At 64.7% G+C, this 18,732-nt stretch carries 16 protein-coding genes; 6 read left to right on the forward strand and 10 right to left on the reverse strand.

Going from position 1 to position 18,732, the window contains the following annotated elements; all coding sequences use genetic code 11:
* The first annotated feature begins 364 nt into the window (after positions 1-364).
* The 4 genes from AX729_RS41145 (at position 365) to AX729_RS15505 (ending at position 6,000) form a co-directional block, all read left to right on the forward strand.
* Positions 365-925 carry a helix-turn-helix domain-containing protein gene (locus tag AX729_RS41145; RefSeq protein WP_061024465.1) on the forward strand — a complete coding sequence of 187 codons (561 nt, stop codon included), beginning with the start codon at positions 365-367 and terminating at the stop codon, positions 923-925.
* Positions 926-1,379: 454 nt separating this feature from the next.
* Positions 1,380-2,411 (forward strand): TRAP transporter substrate-binding protein, encoded by a 1,032-nt coding sequence (locus tag AX729_RS15495; protein WP_061024468.1) that lies wholly within the window; start codon positions 1,380-1,382, stop codon positions 2,409-2,411.
* Between the two features lie 15 nt (positions 2,412-2,426).
* Positions 2,427-4,316, forward strand: coding sequence for a TRAP transporter large permease (locus tag AX729_RS15500; protein WP_061024469.1), 1,890 nt, complete (start codon positions 2,427-2,429; stop codon positions 4,314-4,316).
* A 22-nt stretch (positions 4,317-4,338) separates the two neighbouring features.
* The gene (locus AX729_RS15505; RefSeq protein ID WP_061024471.1) at positions 4,339-6,000 is read left to right on the forward strand and encodes an acyl-CoA synthetase; all 1,662 of its coding nucleotides are present in this window, start codon (positions 4,339-4,341) and stop codon (positions 5,998-6,000) included.
* Between the two features lie 60 nt (positions 6,001-6,060).
* Here AX729_RS15505 and AX729_RS15510 read toward each other — a convergent pair whose 3' ends face one another.
* The 9 genes from AX729_RS15510 to AX729_RS15550 all read right to left on the reverse strand — a co-directional run bounded on the left by AX729_RS15510 (position 6,061) and on the right by AX729_RS15550 (position 15,712).
* Positions 6,061-7,038: a TRAP transporter substrate-binding protein gene (locus tag AX729_RS15510; RefSeq protein WP_061024473.1), complete on the reverse strand. Its 978-nt coding sequence runs from the start codon at positions 7,036-7,038 to the stop codon at positions 6,061-6,063.
* A 36-nt stretch (positions 7,039-7,074) separates the two neighbouring features.
* The gene (locus AX729_RS15515; protein WP_061024475.1) at positions 7,075-8,388 is read right to left on the reverse strand and encodes a TRAP transporter large permease; all 1,314 of its coding nucleotides are present in this window, start codon (positions 8,386-8,388) and stop codon (positions 7,075-7,077) included.
* Positions 8,389-8,390: 2 nt separating this feature from the next.
* Positions 8,391-8,984: a TRAP transporter small permease gene (locus AX729_RS15520; protein WP_061024477.1), complete on the reverse strand. Its 594-nt coding sequence runs from the start codon at positions 8,982-8,984 to the stop codon at positions 8,391-8,393.
* 159 nt (positions 8,985-9,143) lie between these two features.
* Positions 9,144-9,941 carry an MBL fold metallo-hydrolase gene (locus tag AX729_RS15525; protein ID WP_061024479.1) on the reverse strand — a complete coding sequence of 266 codons (798 nt, stop codon included), beginning with the start codon at positions 9,939-9,941 and terminating at the stop codon, positions 9,144-9,146.
* Between the two features lie 13 nt (positions 9,942-9,954).
* On the reverse strand, positions 9,955-10,731 hold the full coding sequence (locus AX729_RS15530; protein WP_061024480.1) for a TatD family hydrolase: 777 nt from the start codon (positions 10,729-10,731) through the stop codon (positions 9,955-9,957).
* Between the two features lie 13 nt (positions 10,732-10,744).
* Positions 10,745-12,670: a methionine--tRNA ligase gene (metG, locus tag AX729_RS15535; protein ID WP_082770446.1), complete on the reverse strand. Its 1,926-nt coding sequence runs from the start codon at positions 12,668-12,670 to the stop codon at positions 10,745-10,747.
* Between the two features lie 47 nt (positions 12,671-12,717).
* Positions 12,718-13,764 (reverse strand): DNA polymerase III subunit delta', encoded by a 1,047-nt coding sequence (locus tag AX729_RS15540; protein ID WP_061024482.1) that lies wholly within the window; start codon positions 13,762-13,764, stop codon positions 12,718-12,720.
* Complete coding sequence (tmk, locus tag AX729_RS15545; RefSeq protein ID WP_061024484.1) at positions 13,761-14,447, reverse strand: dTMP kinase; 687 nt, start codon at positions 14,445-14,447, stop codon at positions 13,761-13,763. The genes AX729_RS15540 and tmk overlap by 4 nt, the downstream gene beginning before the upstream one ends.
* Before the next feature lie 2 nt (positions 14,448-14,449).
* Positions 14,450-15,712, reverse strand: a complete 1,263-nt coding sequence (locus AX729_RS15550) for a D-alanyl-D-alanine carboxypeptidase family protein (RefSeq protein WP_061024486.1) — start codon at positions 15,710-15,712, stop codon at positions 14,450-14,452.
* Between the two features lie 153 nt (positions 15,713-15,865).
* Here AX729_RS15550 and AX729_RS15555 point away from each other — a divergent pair, with 153 nt between their 5' ends.
* A complete protein-coding gene (locus AX729_RS15555; protein WP_061024488.1) occupies positions 15,866-16,822 on the forward strand; it encodes an alpha/beta fold hydrolase in 957 nt (318 codons plus the stop codon).
* Here the strand turns inward: AX729_RS15555 and AX729_RS15560 are convergent.
* Positions 16,816-17,742 (reverse strand): septal ring lytic transglycosylase RlpA family protein, encoded by a 927-nt coding sequence (locus tag AX729_RS15560; protein WP_061024490.1) that lies wholly within the window; start codon positions 17,740-17,742, stop codon positions 16,816-16,818. The two genes, AX729_RS15555 and AX729_RS15560, sit on opposite strands and share 7 nt — an antisense overlap.
* 771 nt (positions 17,743-18,513) lie before the next feature.
* Here AX729_RS15560 and AX729_RS39660 point away from each other — a divergent pair.
* The gene (locus tag AX729_RS39660) at positions 18,514-18,657 is read left to right on the forward strand and encodes a hypothetical protein (RefSeq protein ID WP_156456982.1); all 144 of its coding nucleotides are present in this window, start codon (positions 18,514-18,516) and stop codon (positions 18,655-18,657) included.
* Positions 18,658-18,732 lie beyond the last annotated feature (75 nt).

Below are 18,732 nucleotides of genomic sequence, written 5' to 3' on the forward strand. Positions count from 1 at the left end.
ATGGACAAATCCGGGGAAAGATTGGACGTTTCTGGTCGCGCCGGGCAAGTGCGTCGAGGCGTCGCGGAGGCGGACCAGGCCCCCGCAGCGGTCGGGACGGCACCGATTGGAGCCGAGCTGATCGGAGCGCACTACGTGGCACGGCGCTGGACCCTGACGTCCAAGGCGTTCCGGCCCTTCATCCATTTGCTCTGCCTGCACGGCGGCGGCGCCGCCGAGATCGGCCGGGCCGGCAAAACGATCAAATTGGCAGGACCGGCCATCGTCTGGCTGCCGGCGGAATCGGCCGACTATCTGGAGGTATCGGCGGCTGCCGCCCTCGGCCGAGCCTGCCTATCTCGCGCTCGAAGGCGCCGCCGGCATCATGGCGCTTCCGGTCGAGCCCGATCTCGTGACCACCATGGCCCATTCGATTGCGGCGATCGCGGATGAGATCGCGGCGCCCACGCGCAGCGGCGCGGCATCGATCATGTCGGCCGAGCTGACGCTGTGCGTCCTGCGCTTCTGGCGGCTGTTTGCCGGCGACAGTGACCGGGACGAGGAGGGCACCAGCACCGAGATTCTGAGCCGCTTCCGCAGACTGCTCGAGGAGCGTTACCAGCAGCACCTGCGCGTCAGCGATTACGCCAGCCTTCTCGGCATGACGCCGGACCGCCTGCACGCACTCTGCAGCCGTGAGCTGAAGCGCTCGCCGAGCGAGCTGATCCAGCAGCGCGTGGTCAAGGAAGCCGCCACACGGCTGGAGGCCGGCACCGTCGCCATCAAGCAGATCGCGTTCGCCCTCGGGTTCAAGGATACCGCCTATTTCAGCCGGTTCTTCCGCAAGCACACCGGAGAGGCACCGGGTGTCTGGCGCCGGCGCGTCGCGGCACGAGAAAGAGCCGGACGATCGAGGCCGACGCTGAACTTTGCCGACTGGCCGTGAGCACCGCGTCAACCTGGATCGATCCGATTCGACCACGCGCGGCCATCCGCCCAACCGCGGGACCATCAAAGAGGACCGGATTAGGATTTTGGGGTCGCCGGGGAGCGGGTCCCATCTGGCCGCAAGCCCATATCCATGATTCGCATAAGGTATATTATGGAATATATTTATGTACAATGAGATCAATTATTTAGATGAAACTCCTGACATCCCGGCTTCGCTCCGGCGCGATTTTCGTCTCCGGGCCCGAACGTCGTCCAAGCACTTGACGGCTACTGTGCATGGGGTTGTTTTCGCACTTTTTATCCGGCCCATGTCCCTCAAGCCGTTATTGCCGTGACCTTGTCCGGCTGCAATAAGCGAGGCCTCGCGAGATCGCAGATGACCTTCCGACCGACCGTCCGTATAGGTTTGCATCTCAGAACAACAACAAACCTTCCGAGGAAGCAGACCCATGGTCTTTTCGACGCGCTTTTCCCGACGCACGCTTCTCAAGGCCTCCGCCGCGACCGCGGTCCTGGGCGGCATCAGTGCGCCCCATGTGGCCCGCGCCCAGAGCGCCGAGTTCACCTACAAATATGCCAACAATCTGCCTGACACCCATCCGCTGAACGTGCGCGCCAAGGAGATGGCGGCGGCGATCAAGGCCGAGACGAACGGCAAGTTCGACCTCCAGATCTTCCCGAACAACCAGCTCGGGTCCGACACCGACATGCTGAGCCAGATCCGCTCCGGCGGCGTCGAGTTCTTCACGCTGTCCGGCCTGATCCTGTCGACCCTGGTGCCGGCGGCATCCATCAACGGCATCGGCTTCGCGTTCCCGGACTACGACACGGTCTGGAAGGCCATGGACGGCGATCTCGGCGCCCATGTCCGCGGCGAGATCAAGAAGGCCGGCCTCGAGGTCATGGACAAGATCTGGGACAACGGCTTCCGCCAGACCACGTCGTCGACCAAGCCGATCACCGGTCCCGACGACCTCAAGGGCTTCAAGATCCGGGTGCCGGTGTCGCCGCTGTGGACCTCGATGTTCAAGGCGTTCGATGCGGCGCCCGCCTCGATCAATTTCAGCGAGGTCTATTCGGCGCTCCAGACCAAGATCGTCGAGGGCCAGGAGAACCCGCTCGCGATCATCTCGACGGCGAAACTCTACGAGGTGCAGAAATACTGCTCGTTGACCAACCACATGTGGGACGGCTTCTGGTTCCTGGCGAACCGCAGGGCTTGGGAAAAGCTGCCTCAGGACGTGCGTGCCGTCGTCGCCAAGAACATCAACGCCGCGGCCATGAAGGAGCGCGAGGACACAGCCAAGCTCAATGCCAACCTCCAGCAGGAGCTCGCGGGCAAGGGCCTGACCTTCAACCAGCCGGCCGTGGCGCCGTTCCGCGACAAGCTGCGGACTGCCGGCTTCTATGCCGAGTGGAAGGGCAAATACGGCGACCAGGCCTGGGACCTCCTGGAGAAGGCCGTCGGCAAGCTGTCGTAAGGCGTCGGGGCCATCATGGCTCATATCGAGATTGGGGTAACCGAAGGAGCGGGCGAGGTGGCTGTGCAGTCCCCTCGCCGACCTTCGTTGCTGGGCTCGCTGGAACGCGTGCTCGGCCTCCTCGTCGAAGTCCCGGCGGCGATTCTCGTCGTCGCCGAAATCGTGATCCTGTTTGCCGGCGTGGTCGCCCGCTACGGCCTGCACCGCCCGCTGATCTGGTCCGACGAGCTCGCCTCGATCCTGTTCCTGTGGCTGGCCATGCTCGGCGCCGCCGTCGCCTTCCGCCGCTCCGAGCACATGCGCATGACCGCCATCGTCGCCAGCGCCAGGCCTGCGATGCGGGCCTATCTCGACCTGGTCGCGACCTCTGCGGCGCTGGCGTTTCTGGCGCTGATCGTCTGGCCGTCCTGCGACTATGCCTACGAAGAGAGCTACATCACCACGCCGGCACTGCAGATCTCCAACATGTGGCGCGCCGCCGCCTTGCCGGCCGGCATCGGCCTCATGGTGGCCTTTGCCTTGCTGCGGCTGCTGCGCGCGGCCGACTACCGGATGGTCGCGACTGCGTTCGTCTCCGTTGCTGCCGTAATCGGCCTGTTCTGGCTGGCGGAGCCGTTCCTGCGCCAGCTCGGCAATCTCAACCTCGTCATTTTCTTCGTCGGCGTCGCCGGCTTCTGCGTCTTCGCCGGCGTTCCCATTGCGTTCGGCTTTGGCTTGGCGATCTTCGGCTATCTGGCGCTCGCCACGCGCACGCCGGTCATGGTGCTAGTCGGGCGGATGGACGAGGGCATGAGCCACCTCATCCTGCTCTCGGTGCCGCTGTTCGTGTTCCTGGGGCTCCTGATCGAGATGACCGGGATGGCGCGGGCCATGGTGGCGTTCCTGGCAAGCCTGCTCGGCCATGTCAGGGGCGGGCTGCATTATGTGCTGGTCGGTGCGATGTACCTGGTCTCCGGCATTTCCGGCGCCAAGGCCGCCGACATGGCCGCCGTTGCGCCCGTGCTGTTTCCCGAGATGAAAGAGCGCGGTGCCAAGCCCGGCGACCTCGTCGCGCTGCTTGCGGCGACGGGTGCCCAGACCGAGACCATTCCGCCGAGCCTCGTGCTGATCACGATCGGCTCGGTCACCGGCGTTTCGATTGCCGCCCTCTTCACCGGCGGCCTGCTGCCCGGCGTCGTGCTCGCGATCACCCTGTGCATGCTGGTATGGTGGCGCTACCGCCACGAGGACATGAGCCACGTCCGCCGCGCCACGGCATCCGAGATCGGCAGGACATTCATCGTCGCCCTGCCCGCGCTCGCACTGCCCTTCGTGATCCGCTACGCCGTGGTCGAGGGCATCGCGACCGCAACCGAAGTCTCCACCATCGGCATCGTCTATGGCGCCCTGGTCGGCCTGCTGGTCTATCGCCGCTTCGACTGGCGGCGGCTGTTTCCGATGCTGGTCGAGACCGCTGCCTTGTCGGGCGCGATCCTGCTGATCATCGGCACGGCGACCGGTATGGCCTGGGGCCTGACCCAATCGGGCTTCTCGCGCTCGCTGGCCGCGGCCATGACGGGATTGCCCGGGGGTGCCGCGACCTTCATCGCCGTCTCCATCCTGGCCTTCGTCATTCTCGGCAGTGTGCTCGAGGGCATCCCGGCGATCGTGCTGTTCGGGCCGCTGCTGTTCCCGATCGCCCGCGCCGTCGGCGTCCACGAGGTGCACTATGCCATGGTGATCATTCTCGCCATGGGTATCGGGCTATTCGCCCCACCCTTCGGCGTCGGCTATTATGCCGCCTGCGCCATCGGACGCGTCGATCCGGCCGAAGGCATCAGGCCGATCTGGGGCTATCTCTTGGCGCTGCTGGTGGGATTGATCATCGTCGCGATCTTCCCCTGGATCTCGATCGGATTCCTTTGAGACGCATTTGAGGAGAGTGTCGATGAGCGAGCGGCAGAACCCATACAATATCGGCCTCGACAAGACTCCAGCCAACTACGTGCCGCTGAGCCCGCTGAGCTTTCTCGCGCGCAGTGCCGCCGTCTATCCCGATCACGTCAGCACCGTCTATGAGGGCCGCAGCTTCACCTGGGCGCAGACCTACGAGCGCTGCCGCCGCTTCGCCTCTTATCTCGCGGGCAAGGGCATCGGCGTGGGCGACACCGTCGCAGCGATGCTGCCGAACATTCCGGCGATGAACGAGGCGCATTTCGCTGTGCCGATGACGGGCGCCGTGCTCAACGCGCTCAACATCCGCCTCGATGCGCCTTCGATCGCGTTCCAGCTCGACCATGGCGGCGCCAGGATCATCCTGGTCGATCCGGAATTCTCCGGCGTCATCAGCGACGCGCTCGCGCGGATGACGGGTCCCAAGCCGCTGGTGATCGACGTCGACGACGCCGCGTTCAACGGCGGCAAGCGCATCGGCGAGATCGAATATGAGGCGGCGGTCGCGCAAGGCGATCCAGCATTCACGGCGATCACGCCGGGCGACGAATGGGACGCGATCGCGCTGAGCTACACCTCGGGCACGACGGGAAATCCCAAGGGCGTCGTCACCCATCATCGCGGCGCGTATCTGAACGCCGTCAGCAACATCCTCGCCGGCAATCTCGGCCAGCATCCGGTCTATCTCTGGACGCTGCCGATGTTCCACTGCAACGGCTGGTGCTTTCCCTGGACCATTGCGGCCGCCGCCGGCATCAATGTCTGCCTGCGCAAGGTCGAGCCGAGCAAAATCTTCGAGCTGATCAAGCAACACGGCGTCACCCACATGTGCGGCGCGCCCATCGTCTACAACACGCTGATCAATGCTCCCGATGCGCCCAAGGAAACGTCAACCGGCAGCGCCGCCCGCCGCGTCGTCGGCCTCATCGCCGGCGCCGCGCCGCCGGTCGCGGTGCTCGAAGGCGCCGAAAGCATCGGCATCAAGCTCACGCATGTGTACGGCCTGACCGAGGTCTACGGCCCCGCCTCCGTCTGCGCCGAGCAGCCGGGCTGGGACGAGCTCCCGGCGGCCGAGCGGGCTCGGATGAAACGCCGGCAGGGTGTGCCCTACCCGCTCGAGGAAGCCGTCACCGTCATCAATCCGCAGACGATGCAGGAGGTGCCGCGCGATGGCGAGACCATCGGCGAGGTCATGTTCCGCGGCAACATCGTGATGAAAGGCTATCTCAAGAACGAGAAGGCAACCAGGGAAGCCTTCGAGGGCGGCTGGTTTCACACCGGTGATCTCGGCGTGCTAGACGAGCACGGCTACGTCATCATCAAGGACCGCTCCAAGGACATCATCATTTCCGGCGGCGAGAACATCTCCTCCGTCGAGGTCGAGGACATCCTCTACAAGCATCCGGCCGTGCTGTTCGCAGCGGTGGTCGCCAAGCCCGATCCGAAATGGGGTGAAGTGCCCTGCGCCTTCGTCGAATTGAAGGAGGGCGCAAGCGCGAGCGAGGCCGACATCATCGCCTTCTGCCGTTCGCATATGAGCGGCTTCAAGACGCCGAAGGCGGTCGTGTTCGGGCCCATCCCCAAGACCTCGACCGGCAAGATTCAGAAGTTCCTGCTGCGCAACGAGGTCGGATCGGCGAAGGCGATCTCGGCCTGAGCTGATTGCAGAATACCTTCCGCCCGCACACCGGAAGGCGGCGGGCGGAAGGCCTCATCCTCACATCTTCTTGTAGGTGTCGACAATCGCCTGACCGTCGGCGCCGGCCTTCTTCAGCCAGTCGGCCGTGAGCTGTTCGCCGATCTTCTGGAAGCCGGCCTTGAGCGCCGGGCTTGGCGGCTCGACGTTCATGCCTTTCGCCTTGAGCTGATCGAGATACCAGGTGCTCTTGTCCTGCCAGGCCTTCCAACCGCGGGTCTCCGCGGTCGCGGCGGCCTTGAGGATGGCCTCCTGGGTCGGCTTGTCGAGCGCCTCGAACGCAGCCTTGTTGACGAAGGTGTAGTCCTTCGGAATCCAGGCCTGCACGTCATAGAAGTATTTGAGCGACTCCCAGGCCTTCGAATCGTAGCCGGTGCCGCCCGATGACATGAAGGAGTTCACCACGCCCGTCGCCAGTGCCTGCGGCAACTCCGCCGCCTGGATCGTGACCGACTGCGCGCCGACCAACTCTCCAATGCGCGCGGTCCCGACATTGTAGGCACGCCATTTCAGGCCCTTCATGTCCTCGACCGATGCGAGCGGCTTGTTGACATAGACGCCCTGCGGCGCCCACGGCACCGCGAACAGGAGCTTGAGACCCTGCGCATCGAGCTTCTTGACGATCGCGGGCTTGGAAGCCTGATACAGCTTCATCGCGTCCGGAAAGCTGGTCGCGAGGAACGGCACGACGTCGATACCGAAGAGCGGGTCCTCGTTCTCGTGGATCGACAGCAGCACCTCCCCCATCTGCGCCTGCCCGGTCACCACCGCGCGCTTGATGTCGGGTGCCTTGAACAGCGAAGCGCCCGGATGAACCGTGATCTGGAGCTTGCCGGAGGTGGCGGCTTCGACGTCCTTGGCGAAGGCGACGAGATTCTCGGAGTGCGGGTTGTCGGCCGGATACGCCGCCGGCAAATTCCATTTGGTCTGGGCCAAAGCGGGCGTCGCGGCCAGCACGGTGCCGGCGATCAAGGATGCGCGGAATAGACGAGACATCATCGGGCTTCTCCTCACAGTCAATCTGAAAAGGTGCGCTCAGTCTGGGAAAGCGAGCTTGGGCAGGAACGTCACAATCTGCGGATACTCCGTGATGATGAAGACCGCAGCAAGCAATAGCACGAAGAACGGGAAAGCGGCCCGTGCGACGGTGAAAGTATCGCGGCCGCTCATGTTCTGGAGCACGAACAGGTTGAACCCGACCGGCGGCGTGATCTGCGCCATCTCGACGTGAATGATGAGATAGACGCCGAACCAGACCAGGTCGAGACCAGCCTGCCTGACCATCGGCAGCACGATGACCGCGGTCAGGACGATCATCGAGATGCCGTCGATCAGGCATCCCAGGATGATGTACATGATGCTCAGATACAGAGCGAGCATGCTCGGTGTCAGCTCTTGTCCCTGGACCCAGGTGGCGAGCGCCGCCGGAATGCCCGTATAGGCCATCGCAGCGGTCGTGTAGGCCGCGCCTGCCAGGATCAGCATGATCATGCAGGTCAGGCGCGTCGCGCTCATGATGCTCTCGAGGAGGTTCTTGCGTGTTAGCGTACCGCTCCACCACGCCAGCAGCAGCGCGCCCGTGACGCCCCATGCCGCGCATTCGGTGGCGGTCGCAAAGCCCAGCACGAGTGAAAGAAACACGGCCAGGATCAGAAGCAGGCAGGGCGCGAGCTTCGCCGACTCTCGCAGCTTCTGCCGGAACGGCATCGGCGGATCGCGCGGCGGAACCTTCTTGGGATTGAGCAGCGACCAGATGATGATGTAGCCCGAATAGAGCACCATCACGAGCACGCCCGGCAGAAATCCGCCGAGGAACACCTGAAGCACGGAGACGTTCGCCGTGACCGCGTAGACCACCATCGGGATCGAGGGCGGAATCAGGAGGCCGAGCGTGCCCGCGCCTGCGAGCGATCCGAGACTCAGGCTCTTGTCGTAGCCGCGCTTGTCCAGCTCAGGCAGCGCGATCTTGCCGATCGTCGCGCACGTCGCTGCCGAAGAGCCCGACACCGCCGCGAAGATGCCGCAGCCGATCACGTTGACATGAGTGAGGCGTCCCGGCAGCCATTGAACCCACGGCGACAGCCCCCGGAACATCTCTTCGGACAATTTGGTGCGGAAGAGAATCTCGCCCATCCAGATGAACAGCGGCAGCGCGGCCAGCGTCCACGAGGAGCTGGCGCTCCAGGTGGTGGTGGCGAGCACGGCCCCGAGCGGCAGGCTCGTCGTCAGCGCCATCGCCACGAAGCCGACCAGCCCGAGCGAGACCGCGATCCAGACGCCGCTTCCCAGCAGCAGGATCATGACGCCGAGGAGAATGAACGACAGCTCGATCATGCCGAGATTGGCCATGGTCAACCTCCGCCGCCCTGCGAGATGCGTTCGATGAATTCGTCCGGCGTCTCATCCGGCGAGCCCCTCTCATAGGTTGGCCGATTGCCGATGACGACATTGACCATTTCATCGATGAGCGCGATCGACAGGATCGCAAGGCCGCCGGCAAAGCCGAGCTGCGGAATCCAGAGCGGAAGCGCGACGACGCCCTGCGCCACATCGTTGAAGCGCCAGGAGTCGTAGGTCATCTGCACGGCATAGCGGGTGAAATAGAGGATGAAGGCGGTGGCGATACCGAGCGCCACGATCTCCGCGATCTGCTTGGTCCGCCCGTGCAGACGTTCGAGCAACAGGCCAACGCGGATCATCTCTCCGCGCTTGAAGGTGTGAGCGAGACCGAGGAAAGCCATCGCGGCCATGCACCAGGACGCGAAATCATCGCCGGCGGGAATGTTGATCGCAAATTGGCGGCCGACCGACATGGCCATCATGATTGCGAAAATCGCGACCAGGAAGACGCCCGCGGCGTAGCCCGCGCCGAGATAAAGGAGATCCAGAGCGCGTCGCACCGCTCCCCGAGCCGCTACATCGTCCCCTGCCAACGCAATCCCCATCCGCACGCGAGACTTTTCAGCCGATCCGGCGATCACTCGTCGCCGATCCGCCTGAATATCGCCCCTGCCCGACGCCTGTCCTTCAGACGTTAGATCAACATGATGCGGCCGATGCAAGCAAGGAGTATGCCGGCTGTTGCCGGACTTTCCACCGCGGGGTTAGTGTGTCTCCAGCCGCAGCCCGTCATAGGCCGGCACCACGCCCGCGGGCAGCGACTGGCGGATGACCTCGTAATCGACGTCGGCGGTCATGTTGGTGATCACCGCGCGCTTCGGCTTGAACCGCTCGATCCAGGACAGCGCATCGTTGATGCTGAAATGGCTGACATGGCTCGTGTAGCGCAAACCGTCGACGATCCAGAGATCCAGATTTTCCAGTGCGCCCCAGCTCTCACGCGGGATGTCGTTGAGGTCAGGCGTGTAGGCGGCATCCCCGATGCGATAGCCGAGCGCGGGAATGTTGCCGTGCTGCACCAGAAAGGCCGTCAGCGTCACGGCGCCGCCCTTCCCCAGAACGGTCTGGCTTTCGCCCGCCTCGATCGAATGCCGGGTGAGGATCGGCGGATAGTCGCTGCCCTCCGGCGAGATGAAGCAATAGGAGAAGCGCGACAGGATGTCCTTGGCGGTCGACTGGTTGAAGTAGGTCGGAATACGACGTCGCATGTGCATGACGACCGAGCGCAGATCGTCCATGCCATGGGTCTGATCGGCATGTTCATGCGTCAGGAACACTGCGTCGATGTGATCGACATTGGTCGAGAGCAATTGCTCGCGCAGATCCGGCGAGGTGTCGATCACGATGCGCGTCGTGCCGTGCTCGGAGGTCCGTTCGACCAGCAGCGAGCAGCGGCGCCGGCGGTTCTTGGGATTGTTGGGATCGCAGGCGCCCCAGCCGAGCGCCGGGCGCGGCACGCCGGCGGAGGAGCCACAGCCCAGGATCGTCAGCGTCAACGTCATGCGGTTTCCAGTCTCAAGCTCTTACCTTCGAGAACAGGCGGAAGAAGTTTTCCGTAGTTTGGCGCGAGATCTCGTCAAAAGACACGCCGCGCGTCTCGGCGAGCACTTTTGCGACCTCGACCACATAAGCGGGTTCGTTCCGCTTGCCCCGGAACTTGCCCGGCGCAAGATAGGGCGAGTCTGTTTCAACCAGGATACGATCTGATGGCAGTTCTGCCGCGAGCGCGCGCAGGGCTTCCGATTTCTTGAAGGTCAGTATCCCCGTGAAGCCGATATAGTGCCCGAGCGACACGGCCTTCAGAGCCAGTTCGCGCCCGCCCGTGTAACAATGCAGCACGGCGCGGAACGATCCTTTTGCCGCCTCGTCTTCCAGAATGCGCGCGCAGTCCGCGTCGGCCTCGCGGGTGTGGATCACCAGCGGCAGGCCGGTGGCACGGGCGGCGGCGATGTGAGCGCGAAAGCCCCTCGCCTGCGCCTCCGGCGAGCCGTTGTCGTAGAAATAATCGAGCCCGGCCTCGCCGAGCGCGACGACCTTGGGGTGCTGCGTCAACGCAACAAGCTCGTCCGGCGCGATGCCGTCCTCCTCGTCCGCATGGTGCGGATGGGTGCCAACCGAGCAATAGACGTCGTCATAGCGTTCGGCGATCGCGAGCAGGTCCTTCAGCCGCCGCACCCGCGTCGAGATCGTGACCATGCGCGCGATGCCGGCCGCTCGCGCCCGCGACACGATCCCGTCGAGATCTGCCGCAAAGTCCGGAAAATCCAGGTGGCAGTGGCTGTCGACCAGCATCGCGGCAACGCCTTCAGGCCGCCGGCTCGACGTAGCGCGGGAACGCCGGCGTCGGTGCCGGCAAGGTCGAGCCGGGGGCGATGCGCTTGGCGCCGCCGAGCGCCGCAAAATTGCGCTCCTCCGCGGGAATGCCGAGACTGTCGAGCAGCTTGCCTGACGCGGACGGCATCACGGGCTGAGCAAGGATTGCGATCTGACGCACGACTTCGGCGGTGACGTAGAGCACCGTCTTCTGCCTGGCAGGATCGGTCTTGGCGAGCGCCCACGGCGCCTCGCCCGCGAAATAGCGGTTGGCCTCCGCGACCACGGCCCAGACGGCGTTGAGCCATTGATGAATCTGCTGCGCCGCCATGGCCTCGCGCGACGCAGCGATCATGCCGTCGGCCATTGCCAGGATCGCCTTGTCGTTGTCGCTGAAGTCTCCGGGCTCGGGCAGCACGCCGCCGAACTGCTTGGCGATCATCGAGAGCGAGCGCTGCGCGAGATTGCCGAGATCGTTGGCGAGATCGGCATTGATGCGTGCGACGATGGCCTCGTGATTGTAGTTGCCGTCCTGGCCGAACGGCACCTCGCGCAGGAAGAAATAGCGCATCTGGTCGACGCCATACTGGTCAGCGAGGTTGAAGGGGTCGACGACGTTGCCGACCGACTTCGACATCTTCTCGCCCCTGTTGAACAGGAAGCCGTGGGCATAGACCCGCTTCGGCAGCGGGATCCCGGCCGAGAGAAGGAAGGCCGGCCAATAGACCGCATGGAAGCGGATGATGTCCTTGCCGATGACGTGCACATCAGCCGGCCAGTAGCGCCAGTTCTTGTCGCTCTCATCGGGGAAGCCGACGCCGGTGATGTAGTTGGTCAATGCGTCGACCCAGACATACATCACGTGCTCTTCGTCGCCGGGCACCTTCACGCCCCAATCGAACGTGGTGCGCGAGATCGAGAGATCGCGCAGGCCGCCTCTGACGAAGCTCACGACCTCGTTCTTGCGCGAGTCCGGCCCGATGAAATCAGGATGGTCCGCGTAGAGCTTGAGCAGCTTGTCCTGGTACGACGACAGCCGGAAGAAATAGCTCTTCTCCTCCACCCATTCGACCGGCGTGCCTTGCGGCCCGAGGCGCACGCCGTCGTCGTTCAAGCGCGTCTCGTCCTCGGCGTAATAGGCCTCGTCACGGACCGAGTACCAGCCCGAATAGGTGTCGGCATAGATGTCGCCGTTCGCTTCCATCCGCCGCCAGATCTCCTGGCTGGAGCGATGATGCTGCTCCTCGGTGGTGCGAATGAACCTGTCGAACGACACGTTCAGTCGCTCGTCCATTTCCTTGAAGCGGCCGGCGTTGCGGGTCGCGAGCGCGGCGGCGGACATGCCTTCACCGGCCGCGGTCTGAACCATCTTCTGACCGTGCTCGTCTGTGCCGGTCAGGAAGAACACGTCCTTGCCGTCGAGCCGCGCAAAGCGCGCCAGCGCATCGGTCGCGATCGCCTCATAGGCGTGACCGATATGCGGGCTGCCGTTGGGATAGGCGATCGCGGTGGTGATGTAGAAGACGTTGTCGCGCGCAGGCGCGATCGTCGGCACGGCGGCTTGCGAAGCCGCGACGGGGGGAGGCGAGGCCACGGGAGCCGACGCAGCGATCACGGCAGGCGCAGCCGCCCTTTTGGCGACCTTCTTCGCCGGAGCCTTGGCCGGCTTCTTGGGAGCCGATTTCTTCGAAGCCTTCCTGGCGACGACGCGCCCCTTCGCAGCCTTCTTGCCGGCCTTCTTCGTCGCCTTCGCAGCGCTCTTCGTCACGCCTTTCCCGGCGGCGGACTTCTTGGTCTTCTTGGCGGCTTTGGTCGCGCGCGCCTTCACAGCCTTCCGGGCGGCTTTCTTCACGGCCTTCTTGGCAGCCTTCTTCTTGCTGCTCTTGCCTTTAACGGTCTTCTTAGCTCGCGTTGCCACCACGAATTCCTTTACCGGCTTCTCGAAATTTGGAAACGGCCCTGCGCCTAGCGCGTTGCGTCCGCCAGCCAGCCAAACACCGAGAAAACCAAGGGCTTGCGCTCCAGATTGTAGGTTTCGGTGTCGCGCGCGGCGCGGACGATCTTTTCCCATACCTCAGCTAGGCGCGCAAGGCGCGGCAGGTTCTGGTTGGCATTGGCCTCATCCGCATGCAGCCGCTCCGCGATCCAGCGGTCGATGCCGTCGATGAAGGCGGCAAGCGCGACGCGATCGCTGGTGCCAAGCGAGTCGCCGAGCGTGTGCAGTTCGCGCGGATCGACCTGCGGCAGGCGCGCGAGCAGCGCCGCCGTGCGCTGCTGAAGCTTCAGGGCGTCGCCGCCGAGCAGCGTCAGGGCCCGCGCGACGCTTCCCTCGGAGGCCTCGGCCGCCTCGCGCAGCGCAGGATCGTTCGGGTCAAGCTCGGCCGCCGAAGCCGCGGCGGCGATCACATCATCCGTCGCGAGCGGGCGCAGGCGCAGCTTGCGGCAGCGCGACTGGATCGTGGCGAGCACCCGCGCGGGCGCGTGGCTCACCAGAAGGAACAGCGATTGCTGGGGCGGCTCTTCGAGGATTTTCAGCAGCGCGTTGGCAGCATTTGGATTGAGCTCGTCGACGGTGTCGACGATGCAAACCCGCCAGCCTTCGGCCGCCGCGGTCGAGCCGAAGAATGCGATCGTCTCGCGCGTCTCGTCCACGGTGATGACCGTGCGCATCACGCCGCGGTCGTTGGCGGTGCGCTCCAGCGTCAGCAGGCCACCATGGGAGCCGGCCGCTACCTGCCGCGCCACGGCATCGACAGGATCGATCGCAAGGTTCTCGGCGCGCTGCACGGCGGGCGCGAGCGGCTGCGAATGAGCGAGCACGAAGCGCGCCATGCGATAGGCCAGCGTTGCCTTGCCGATCCCCTGTGGCCCGCCGATCAGCCAGGCATGCGGAATGCGCCCGCTGCGATAGGCCGTCAGCAGCGCGGCCTCCGCCTCACGATGGCCGAACAGCCGCGATGTCTCGCGCGGATGCGGGATCGTGGATTCGCGCTCGGTCTGACGCGGGCTCATGCCGAGATCACCGATGCCGGCGTGGGGAGCAGACGCTCGCGCAGAGCGGTCCAAACGCGCTCGGCGACCGTGTCCGGGTCGGAATTGGCGTCGATCAGCACGCAGCGCGCGGGATCTTCCGCCGCGATCTTGCGATAGGCCTCGCGCAGGCCCTGGTGGAAGCTGAGCTTCTCGGCCTCGAACCTGTCAGGCGTGCCGCTGCCCCGGCGCGCGGCGGCACGTTGCAGACCAATCTCGACCGGCAGGTCGAGGATGATGGTGAGGTCCGGCTTGAGGTTGCCGATCGTGACCCGCTGCATCGCGTTGATCAGGCCTTCGGGAACGTGGCCGAGGCTGCCCTGATAGGCCCGCGTCGAGTCGGCGAAGCGATCGCACAGCACCCAGGTGCCCTGGTTGAGCGCAGGCTGGATCACGGTGCGGACATGGTCATCGCGCGCGGCGGCAAACAGCAGCGTTTCCGCCTCGGGGCCGAGCAGCTTGCCCATGCCCGACAGCACCAGATGACGCATGATCTCGGCGCCCGGCGAGCCTCCCGGCTCGCGCGTGACCCGAATGCGCAGCTTTGCGGCCTTGAGGCGGTCAGCGAGCTTCTTGATCTGGGTCGACTTGCCCGTGCCCTCCCCGCCTTCAAAGGTGATGAAGCGTCCGCGTCCGGACGTCCGCTGAACCGCGCTCTCACTCATGATCAGAGCTTCTCGGCGCCTGCGCGGAACATGCCGATGACGAGCTCGCTCGCGCCATCGATCGCGCGACGCATGGTTGAGCCGGTGCCGACCGCTTCGGCTGCATAGACCGGCGTCTCGACGGCGATGTTGCCGCTGCGCCAGACCCTGACGACGCCGACGCGCTGGCCGGCCTCTACCGGCGCGCGCACCGGGCCGCTATAGACGATGCGCGCAATCAGCTTGTCGTTGCCGTTCCTGTGCACCATCACCTTCACCGGCGTCTTGGCGACGAGCTTGACCGAGCGGCTCTCGCCGCCGAACACCTTGGCGTAGCCGACCGGCTGCTCGGCCGCGATCAGGGTGCGGGTCTCGAAATTGCGAAAACCCCATTCCAGCATCTTCTTGGCTTCGCTGGCCCGGTCGTCGGGGTCGTCGAGTCCATTGACGACGACGATCAGCCGCGTGCCGTTCTGCACGGCCGAGCCCACCATGCCGTAGCCGCCTTCCTTGGTGTAGCCGGTCTTCAGACCGTCAGCGCCTTCCATCGAATTGAGCAGCGGGTTGCGGTTGGGCTGGCGGATCTTGTTCCAGGTGAACTCCTTCTCGCCGAACAGTTTGTAGAACTCGGGGAAGTCCAGGATGATGTGGCGGGCGAGGATGCCGAGCTCGCGCACCGTCATCTTGTTGCCGGGGTCGGGCAAGCCGCTGGAATTGGCGAAGGTCGATCTGGTGAGGCCGAGCTCGCGCGCGCGCTTGGTCATGAAATCGGCCGCAAAGATCCGCTCGTTGCCCGCCATGGCTTCGGCAAGTGCAATACAGGCGTCGTTGCCGCTCTGGATGATCGCGCCGTGGAGGAGATCGTCGACGGAGACCTTGCTGTTGATGGCGGCGAACATGGTCGAGCCGCCCGAGGGCGCCCCGCCCCGGCGCCAGGCGTTCTCGCTGATCCGGTACTCGTCGGTCAGCTTGATGTCGCCCTTCTTGACCGCATTGAAGACGACCTCCGCGGTCATGAGCTTCATCATGCTGGAGGGCGCACGCAGCTCGTCGGCGTTCTTCTCGAACAGGACGCTGCCGCTGGAGGCTTCGATCAAGATCGCTGTCGGGGCATCGCCGTCGAAGCCGGCATCTTCCGCTTTCTTGGCGCCCTGGACGCTCTGGTTGGCGGCGTGGAGCATTCCGCCCCAGCCGATGCCCGCGACCAGAACCGCAGCAATCAGCCCGTGCACCAGCGCCCCGGCAATGGACCGCTTGCGACGATGCAAAGAAAGACGAAATGCCATGGCCTAGCCCTGAGAGCGGCGTTCTAACAGTTGGAACCGGTGCGAACAATAAGAGGTTGGGCGCTTGTCCTGAGATTGCACGATTCTCGTCGCGCCCCTATCGTGGCACCTCATATTTCCCGAACAAACCCCTGAAACAAGGCGGAAAAGCGAATGTCCTCAAGCCGCGTGATCAAGGCCAACGGGATCGATCTCTTCGTCCGCGAAGCCGGCCAGGGACCGCTGGTGGTGCTGTGCCACGGCTGGCCGGAACTGTCGTACTCCTGGCGCCACCAGATTCCGGCGCTCGCCGCCGCCGGCTTTCACGTCGTCGCCCCCGACATGCGCGGCTATGGCCAAAGCTCAGCGCCGCCCGAGGTTGCAGCCTACTCGATCTTCGACACGGTCGGTGACGTGGTCGGCCTCGTGCAGGCGCTCGGCGAGACCAAGGCAATGGTGGTCGGCCACGATTGGGGCGCACCGGTCGCCTGGCACGCGGCGCTGTTCCGCCCCGATATCTTCACGGCGGTCGCAGGCCTGAGCGTGCCGCCGCCGTTCCGCAGCCGCGGCAGGCCGCTCGACCTGTTGCGCCAGAGCGGTATTACCAACTTCTACTGGCAATATTTCCAGACGCCCGGCGTCGCCGAGGCCGAGTTCGAGCGCGACGTCGCCCGCACCATGCGCGTCGTGCTTGGAGGACGCGGCCTCGCCGATCCCAGCGCCGCCATGTTCGTGCAGGAAGGCAAGGGCTTTCTCAGCCACGCGGCCGCCGACGAGCCGCTGCCGGCCTGGCTCAGCGAGGCTGATCTGGCCTATTTCACCGAAAGCTTCCGCAAGTCCGGCTTTCGCGGCGGACTGAACTGGTACCGCAACATCGACCGCAATTGGGAGCTGACCGCGCCCTGGCAGGACGCCCAGATTCATCAGCCTTCCCTCTTCATCGCGGGCTCGAGGGACGCGGTGATCACCGGGCTGATCGGGGCCAAGCGCGTCAACGAACTGGAGCGAGTGCTGCCCAATCTCAAGGACAAGTTGATCCTCGACGGCGCCGGCCATTGGGTGCAGCAGGAGCGGCCCGACGAGGTGAACGCGGCGTTGGTGAAATTCCTGACGGCGAGCGCGGCTCAGTAGAGCCCGCGGCCGCTCAGGATGTGACGAGCCTCGGCGGCGCCATCGGCCGACGCGGGAACGCTCTCGGCGGCGTAGCGGCCGTCCTCGTCATAGGATACGGCGCGGGCGTTCTGGAGTGCCCGGCCTCGGCTGCGGCTCGACGCCGACATTTCCGAGGTCGCGTTCAGCGATGCGACATCGGCCGAAGTGCTGCCGAGATTGTAGGGGCGCCCTTCCGGCATCGGGACCTCGCCGCGAATGGCGCCGCGGGTCGAGGACGGCAATTCCGGCACGAACGGCTTTGCCGAGGCGACCCGGACCATCGATGGGGATGGTGCGGGAACGCCGGTGCGCAGGGTCGCCAGGAGCTGGCGGTCGTCGGAGCCTTCAAGTGGCGCCCGGCCGACATATTCGACACGCACCTTGGCAACACCATGTCCTTTGAATTCAAGGAGTTCGGCGGCCTTGTTCGAAACGTCGATGAGGCGGTTGCCGTGATAGGGCCCGCGGTCATTGACGCGGACGATCAGCGACTTGCCGTTCGAGATATTGGTCACCCGCGCGTAGGACGGCATCGGCAGGGTCGGATGCGCCGCGGTCAGCGAAGTCATGTCGAACACTTCGCCGTTGGCAGTCAGGCGGCCGTGGAAATCATCGCCATACCAGGACGCCATGCCCTCGGCGCGGTAGTTCACGTCCTCCTCGGGCACGTAGGTCTTGCCCGCCACGACATAGGGCTTGCCGACGCGGTAGGTGCCGCCGCCCTTCGGGACCGGATCGCCAAAGGCCACGACCCGGGGACTCGAGGACACCCCGTATTTCGGATCGACGCGGCTGGCGAATTTGTTCGAGGAGGCACAATTGGCGAGCGCGAGGCAAGTCGCCACCGCCGCAACACCGCGCGCGGCCCGCAAAACCGAATCTGACCGTCGGATCCCCATGCGCCCCAAATACCACTTCGCCGGAGGCGTACCCAACCCGCTTTGGCTACGGGAGAGCGCTGTCCGGTCCTCTGATTCCGAGGCGGCCCACCACCGCGCCGGACGTGGTAACGATAACGCAACCCGAACACGGCGGAAATGGGGAGCCCACGGCGATCAAGCCAGGATGGTAAACGCGAGGTTCCTTTTCCCGGTGATCCACCGAAGCTGGGCGCGCTGCTCTGTGCCAAGGCTGGACATTCTGTTGCGCCAAATCCTCACTCCACCCCCATTGTCACCCCACTCCCGGAAATTCTTTTGACTGTGCAAGGCTGCCCGCGTTCTCTCGGGTGCAAGGGCGGGATTTGGAATTTAACGATGATCGAGACGGTTTCGGCACTGATGGGTCTGGTGAGCGCGGGGATCTTCCTGGCCCATGCGTTTGAAGGTTACCGCACGAGGGCGTGAGGCACTCGCGTGGACGGCAAGCATCACCTCTTTCAAGGCAGCGCGTTCGGACGATCTTAATCGATCTGGTCGAGCATCGAAGATGAGAGCGGAAGGTGTCCCATGCGTAACCATGATCTCGTATCCGATGGCTTCCTGGCATTGACCGCCGGCGGCTTGGTGCTGCTCTGCTCGAGCCTCGTCGCCCTGGCGTTTGCCTGAGCCCCACTTTTCCTTTGCAACACCGGCTCCACCGCGCCGCAGCAGGCGCAACTGTGCCGCTCCCATTCAGTTGATTGAATTTCTGCGTTCGGCGCCTCGACCAATTGCGAGAGGCCATCACCAATGAAGGTGACGCAAATGCTTGCCGAGAAATTCTTCCTGGTCTTGGAATCCCTGATCCGCAGCGACCGCACCTATCCTGATGGGAGCCCCCGGGTCATCAGCACCTCCGCGCACGTGCCGATCAAGCTGCCGGCGCGGCAATAGACGGCGTCGGCAAGCCGGGGTGCGGATTCCGCTCGATGTCGCCCAGCATTCCGAGATGATCTCGCCCACCATTCC

Origin of the sequence: Bradyrhizobium sp. CCH5-F6 (assembly GCF_001556045.1) — a bacterium.
In the GTDB taxonomy this organism is placed as follows: Bacteria; Pseudomonadota; Alphaproteobacteria; order Rhizobiales; family Xanthobacteraceae; genus Bradyrhizobium.